The sequence below is a fragment of the Mesorhizobium sp. M4A.F.Ca.ET.020.02.1.1 genome, assembly GCF_004022645.1.
In the GTDB taxonomy this organism is placed as follows: Bacteria; Pseudomonadota; Alphaproteobacteria; order Rhizobiales; family Rhizobiaceae; genus Mesorhizobium.
Map to the genome: position 1 here is coordinate 1 of NZ_RZOI01000417.1, position 5,401 is coordinate 5,401.

At 65.4% G+C, this 5,401-nt stretch carries 5 protein-coding genes; 3 read left to right on the forward strand and 2 right to left on the reverse strand.

The annotated features are described in order from the left end of the window. A partial coding sequence (locus EN742_RS22740; RefSeq protein ID WP_128333299.1) for a caspase family protein occupies positions 1-2,142 on the forward strand: 2,142 nt, incomplete at its 5' end. 29 nt (positions 2,143-2,171) lie between these two features. Continuing rightward, positions 2,172-2,453 carry a hypothetical protein gene (locus EN742_RS22745; RefSeq protein WP_245455434.1) on the forward strand — a complete coding sequence of 94 codons (282 nt, stop codon included), beginning with the start codon at positions 2,172-2,174 and terminating at the stop codon, positions 2,451-2,453. A gap of 73 nt (positions 2,454-2,526) precedes the next feature. On the opposite strand, the gene EN742_RS22750 is transcribed toward EN742_RS22745, so the two are convergent. Then, entirely contained in the window at positions 2,527-3,102 is a 576-nt protein-coding gene (locus EN742_RS22750) for a hypothetical protein (protein ID WP_189347288.1), read from the reverse strand. Between the two features lie 194 nt (positions 3,103-3,296). Between EN742_RS22750 and EN742_RS22755 the strand changes: the two genes are divergently transcribed. Beyond that, positions 3,297-3,833, forward strand: a complete 537-nt coding sequence (locus EN742_RS22755) for an OmpA family protein (RefSeq protein ID WP_189347287.1) — start codon at positions 3,297-3,299, stop codon at positions 3,831-3,833. A 54-nt stretch (positions 3,834-3,887) separates the two neighbouring features. On the opposite strand, the gene EN742_RS22760 is transcribed toward EN742_RS22755, so the two are convergent. Next, the coding region (locus tag EN742_RS22760) for a caspase family protein (protein ID WP_128333300.1) at positions 3,888-5,401 on the reverse strand (1,514 nt) is incomplete at its 5' end.

Here is a 5,401-nt window from a genome sequence, read left to right on the forward strand (position 1 = left end):
TCGAAACCGAAGATCCAGGTGATCATCCGCGACGCCTGCCGCAACAACCCGTTCCCGCGCAAGGACTACTGGCTGCGGGATCAACTGATCACCGCCGGCAATGCCGGCCTCGCGCAGGTCAAGAGCTCGCTGAACACGCTGATCGCCTTCGCCACCGAACCGGGCTCGGTCGCCTATGACGGAACCGGTGACCTTAGTCCCTTCTCATCGGCATTTTCGCGCCGCGCGCTGGCGCCTAACCAGGAGATCCGCGCCGTGATGGCCGCGGTGCGCCGCGACGTCGTCCAGGCGACCGACGGCAAGCAGGTTCCCTGGGAAAACTCCTCGCTGATCGACGAGGTCGTGCTGATGCGCCGCGCCACCCGGCCTTCGCTGCCGCCGGTGCTGGAGAAGGTCGTGCTCTCGGGGGTCGGCCCGGTCGATCTCGGCCTGCCGCAGCCGATCGATGTCGACGGCGGAACCGTCACCGTCAGCATCGAGAGACCGCCGGCTCTCGGCCGCCTGACGCTGGACGGCAAGCCTGTCGAGGTCGGCCAGCCGATCCAGGGCAAGGACCTGCCGCGCCTGAAGATGGATGTCCCCAAGGGCGCCGCCGCGCAGGACGAGGTGGATATGCTGGCCTACGCCACGCATGACGACTGGGGCGGCCAAAGCCAGGGCATACTGGTGTTCCGGGTCAAGAGCGGCGAGGGAGCCGATGGTCAGCAGATCATGGCCTCGCTGGAGGCCGAGCAGAAGCAGCAGATCCTGGAGCGCGGCATCCAAATCACCGGCGCCGCAGAGGCGATCGAAAATCGTGACATCGGTGTTCCGGTGGGCGTCGGCCCGGTTGCGCTGAACCTGGATCTGCCGACGAAGGACCCCGCGGTCAGCCTGAAAGTCGCGAGCTATCCGGCAACGGGAACGCTATCCCTGCCTGACCGAACACTGACGCCCGACGCAAGCCTAAGGGCCGACGAGGTCGAGCACTTGCGGTACGAACCGCAGATCGGCACCGTCAAGCCGCTCATAGTCGGCCTCGAAATCCGGGCCGACGACAATTCATCCAAGCCCGCCAGCATGAAACTCTCGCCAAGCGTCGATCCATGCGACACGGCCGCCGGCGAACCGCTCGACCTGCAAGGCGTGGTCCCCGGCCTGTTGCCGAACGAGATCGGCGCCGGCGCGGTGGACGCCTGCGAGACGGCTGTGAAGGCTTATCCGGATGTACCCCGCTTCCGCTATGAACTCGGACGCGCTCTGCTTGCCGTGGGCAAGGTCGAGGATGCCAGGACAGCCATCGAGGAGGCCGCGAAAAGGGGGCATGTCCGCGCCGTCTTCGAACTCGGCTACCTGCATGCGACCGGAACCGGAACCGCTCAGGACCGCACGCAGGCCAATGCCCTCTACAAGGCTGCGTCGGACAAGGGCGATCCCTACGGCATGACGTCCTGGGGGCGCGCCCTGTTCAACGGCTACGGCGTCAGGCCCGACACTGCAAAGGGGTTGGACCTGCTGCTCAAGGCCGCGGCGATGGGGCACACCTATGCCATGAACGATCTCGCCGCGATCTTCACGGAGGGCCGCAACGGCGTGACCGCCGACCCGGATCGCGCGGTTGCCTTCCTTCAGGCCGGCGTGCAGCGGCAGGACATGTATTCGATGAACCTGCTCGGCCGGAACTATCTTAGCGGCCAGGGCGTGGACAAGGATCCGAAGATGGCGCTGACGCTGTTTCAACGGGCCATCGATCTCGGCCAGCCCTACGCTCCAGCCAGCCTTGGGCGCATGTACCGGGACGGCTCCGGCGTGGAGCGGGACCTCGCCGAGGCACAAAGACTGTTCGAGCTAGGGACCATGCGCGGCGATCAGTCCGGCGCCTACGATCGCGCGGCTCTCGAAATGCAGAAGGGCGACAAGGCCAATCAGGCCGTCGCCGCGCGTTTCCTCGCTTTCGCGGCCGCGCTCGACCTTCGCAAGGAGCTGCCGGAGGCCAGGAAGACGCTGGCAAAATTCGCAGCGAAGCCGAAAACGGCGGCGCTGGAGCAGTTGCAACAGGAACTCAAGTCGAAGGTCGCCGCGACCGGCTCGCTGGACACTCAGCTGATCAACGCGGCCAGAGGGGTGTGGGAAGAAGCCAATCCGCGCAGGGACCTTTTCTGATCAACCGGGAGGCAATGGTGGGCAGGACATTGAAGCAGGCAATCACCGCAACAACGCTGTTCGGCTTCATGGTGGCGCTCATGGGCTGCACGTCCCTGATGCCCAAGGCCGAGCCGACACCGGTGGCGGCGAAGCCGCAGCAGAAGGTGGTCCGCACGACCCCTCAGACCACGGTCGTCAAACAGAAAAAGGTGACCGCCAAAAAAGTGGTAAAGCCGGTTGAGGAAACCACTGTGACCGCGCCTGTTGTTCCCACTATGGGAGGCGGTGGGAGCGGCGGAGGCAATAGCGGCGGCGGCTGGGGAGGATGACCAAGCATCCAGGGCAGCCGGCTGCGATGACCGTGCGGTGCGCCACTGACTTCAGCACCGCCTTCACAAAGGCCTAGGCATCCGCCGATTGGCGCAGCGCCTCGATCTCCGCCGTCTGGATGCCCATTTCGACGAAGGCTGAAAGCACGGAAAAGCGATCGGCGAGCGCGACACGTGCCAGCCCCGCCAGTATCCCGGCATTGACCGCATGGGCGGCGGGGAACGGCCGCATCACAGGCATCGCCGCCTCGTCCGCGGCTAAACCGCCGTCGCGCCATATCACGGCCAGGGCAATCCAGGCGACCGGCGTCGTCGGCGGCATCGCCACGGCCCTGCTCAGCGCCGCATGGTGCCTGGGATTGTCCGGCTCGCTGACCCAGTCGCCGACAAGCATGAGCAACTCCAGGTCCTGCCCGTCGAGCAGGTCGCGCAGGTGGCTCAGGCATTCATGAGCCCACCAGACCGCGGCCCGTTCGGCGAGCAGATAGGCACAGAACGTGATTGCTTCCTCGGGCACCGGCCCGGCGAGCAGGGCTCGGCAGAACTCGATCGAGGCCTGTTCGGTCGGGAGGGCGCTCATGTCCCCGGCGACAGCGGGACAAGCCGTGAAAAGGTCCCGTGCCGTTTTGTATCGGAGCTCATTGGCCATGGCCGCCACGCCTTTCCCCGAGGAATAACAGCCACTCAAGCGCCCGGCGAGGCGCCGGTCAAGTCTTGCTCGACGGGCAGGCGGCCATCGCCGGCGATGCCGCATATTTTCGGTGTGGCCGACAGACAATCGCTTCGGAATTTGATATGATCCGCGGCCGGCGAAATCGGATGCTTCAAACGGGAGTAACGGTTATGCGAATGGGCAGTTCAGCCTTTGTGTTGGCGGTCGTGCTTGTGTCTGGCCAGGCTTTTGCCGATCCGCTGCAGAAATCGGAAGACATTGTGAAGTTTTTTGCCGGAGCGGGCAATCTCGGCGCTTCGCGCGGGATTTGCGTCGGCACCGAGGACGAGTGCAAGAGCAAGGCCGAGGCGAAGGACGCGCCGGCCAAGAAAACCGGCCTCGACATGATGATCAATTTCGGGCTCGATTCAGCCCAGCTCGACACGACCGCGCGCACCGAGCTCGACGAGTTCGCCAAGGCGTTGAAGGACCAACGGCTGAGCTCTTTCAGCTTCGTCGTCGAAGGTCACACCGACGCCTCCGGCTCGTCCCGCTACAATCAGGAACTGTCACAAAGGAGAGCGCAATCGGTGGCCGCCTTCCTGACGGCCAATGGCGTTGCCGCCACCAGGCTCGAAGCGATCGGCCTGGGCAAGACGCATCCGCGCAGCGCCAACCCGTACGATCCGGTCAACCGCCGGGTCGAAATGCGGATCAGGACGGAGTAGCACCCCTCATTTGCGTCGGCAGGCGCCCTTTGCGGCAGGCCCGGGTTCCGGCCGTCACTTGTTGAGCACGCCGCCCACAGCCACACCGGTGCCGAAGATCAGCGCCTTGGTCAGGAAGTCGTTGTTGTTGTCCTGGGGCGGCGGGGGTTCCTCCCGGCCGACCAGGGTGTCGCGGTTGCGCTTCTTCTGAACGACCTGCTGTTGCTTCTTGCGCTGCTTCTGCACCACCGGCTTCGGTGCGCGGGCCTTCTGCACCACCTGTTTCTTCGGCGTCGTCGCGCGGGCCTGGTCGGCGGCGTGCCTGGCGCGCACCGCCTCCATCATCGGGTCCGTCTGGACCACCAGGAAGGCCAGTTGCTCCCGCGTCAGGAAGCCGGTCGGCGGCAGGCCGTTCTCCTCTTGCCAGTCGCCGATCGCCTGGCGGGTCTTGGGGCCCATATTCCCGTCAACGCTGCCAAGTTCGTTGCCGAGGGCCTCGATGCGCAACTGCAGATCGATGCGCCCCTCGCGATCGAGACCGATGGCGCTTTCCGTCAGTTCGCTGCCCAGCGCCTGCTTCATTTCGTCCGAAATGCCGACCGACGTGCGCACGGCGGAGCCGGAATTGGCGTTCGCCTCGTCCGTATCGAGGGCCGCGACCTGCTTGTCTTCGGCTTTCGGGTCCTGCAACTCGTCGATGTTCAGCTTCGCCACCGTGGCGAAACGGCCGTTCGGGAACTGTTCGAGATAGGCCTCGTAGAACGGGATGGAATTCTTCTTCGAGGCCTCGTCCCACAGACGCTGCTCGACTTCCCATGACGGAGGTTCGCCGACCACTAGGGCGGGGGTCGAAGTGGCCGCGGCGCCGGGTGTCTCGGCTGCGGGTTTTGCCGCGGGCGTCGCCTCGACAGGTTTTCCCATGAAGACCTCGCGCCCCAGCGAGGCATTGTGCCACGGCCGCTGCCGGCCTTGCGTGGTCTCGGTCACTTCGCCGCGCACGCGCGTCAGCGCGCTCTGGATCTCGACGCCCGGCTCGGTCAGGTGCCTGGCGAGGGCGGTCGAATAGGGACTGTTGACGCCGTTGCCATCGAAAGCGATGGCGCCGGGATCGGTTGCGTAGGCAATCAGGATGCCGCCGGTGCCGACACCGTCCGATTTGGCCTCGACCGGCGCCAGTCCGGCCCCCAGAGAACGGCTCTTCGGCAGCGCGGCGGCAAGAGTCCTTGCCAGCGGATTATCGCGGCAGGCGTCGAGGATGATGACCCCGACCGCCGGCTCGGGCGGCAGCGCCGACATGAACTCGTCGATCTGGATGGTGCGGGTCTTGAGATAGGCCGGCGACGTCAGCTCGGCATCGACCGGAATGAGGAAATTCTTGCCGTCTACCTGCATGCCGTGGCCGGCGTAGTAGATGACGGCGAGGTCGGCGTCGTAGGATTGCTCGGTGAACCGGCTGATGAGGCTGTGCATGCCCGCATTGTCCTGGTCCAGGCCTTCGATAACCTCGAAGCCGGCGTTGCGCAGCGTCGATGCAATGAGCTGTGCGTCATTGGCGGGGTTTGGGAAGGGGACGGCATGGACGTATTTGT

Bases quoted from the DNA above. Each gene is read 5' to 3' on its own strand.
- EN742_RS22750 (WP_189347288.1), bottom strand. From the start codon at position 3,102: ATGGCCAATGAGCTCCGATACAAAACGGCACGGGACCTTTTCACGGCT.
- EN742_RS22755 (WP_189347287.1), top strand. From the start codon at position 3,297: ATGCGAATGGGCAGTTCAGCCTTTGTGTTGGCGGTCGTGCTTGTGTCT.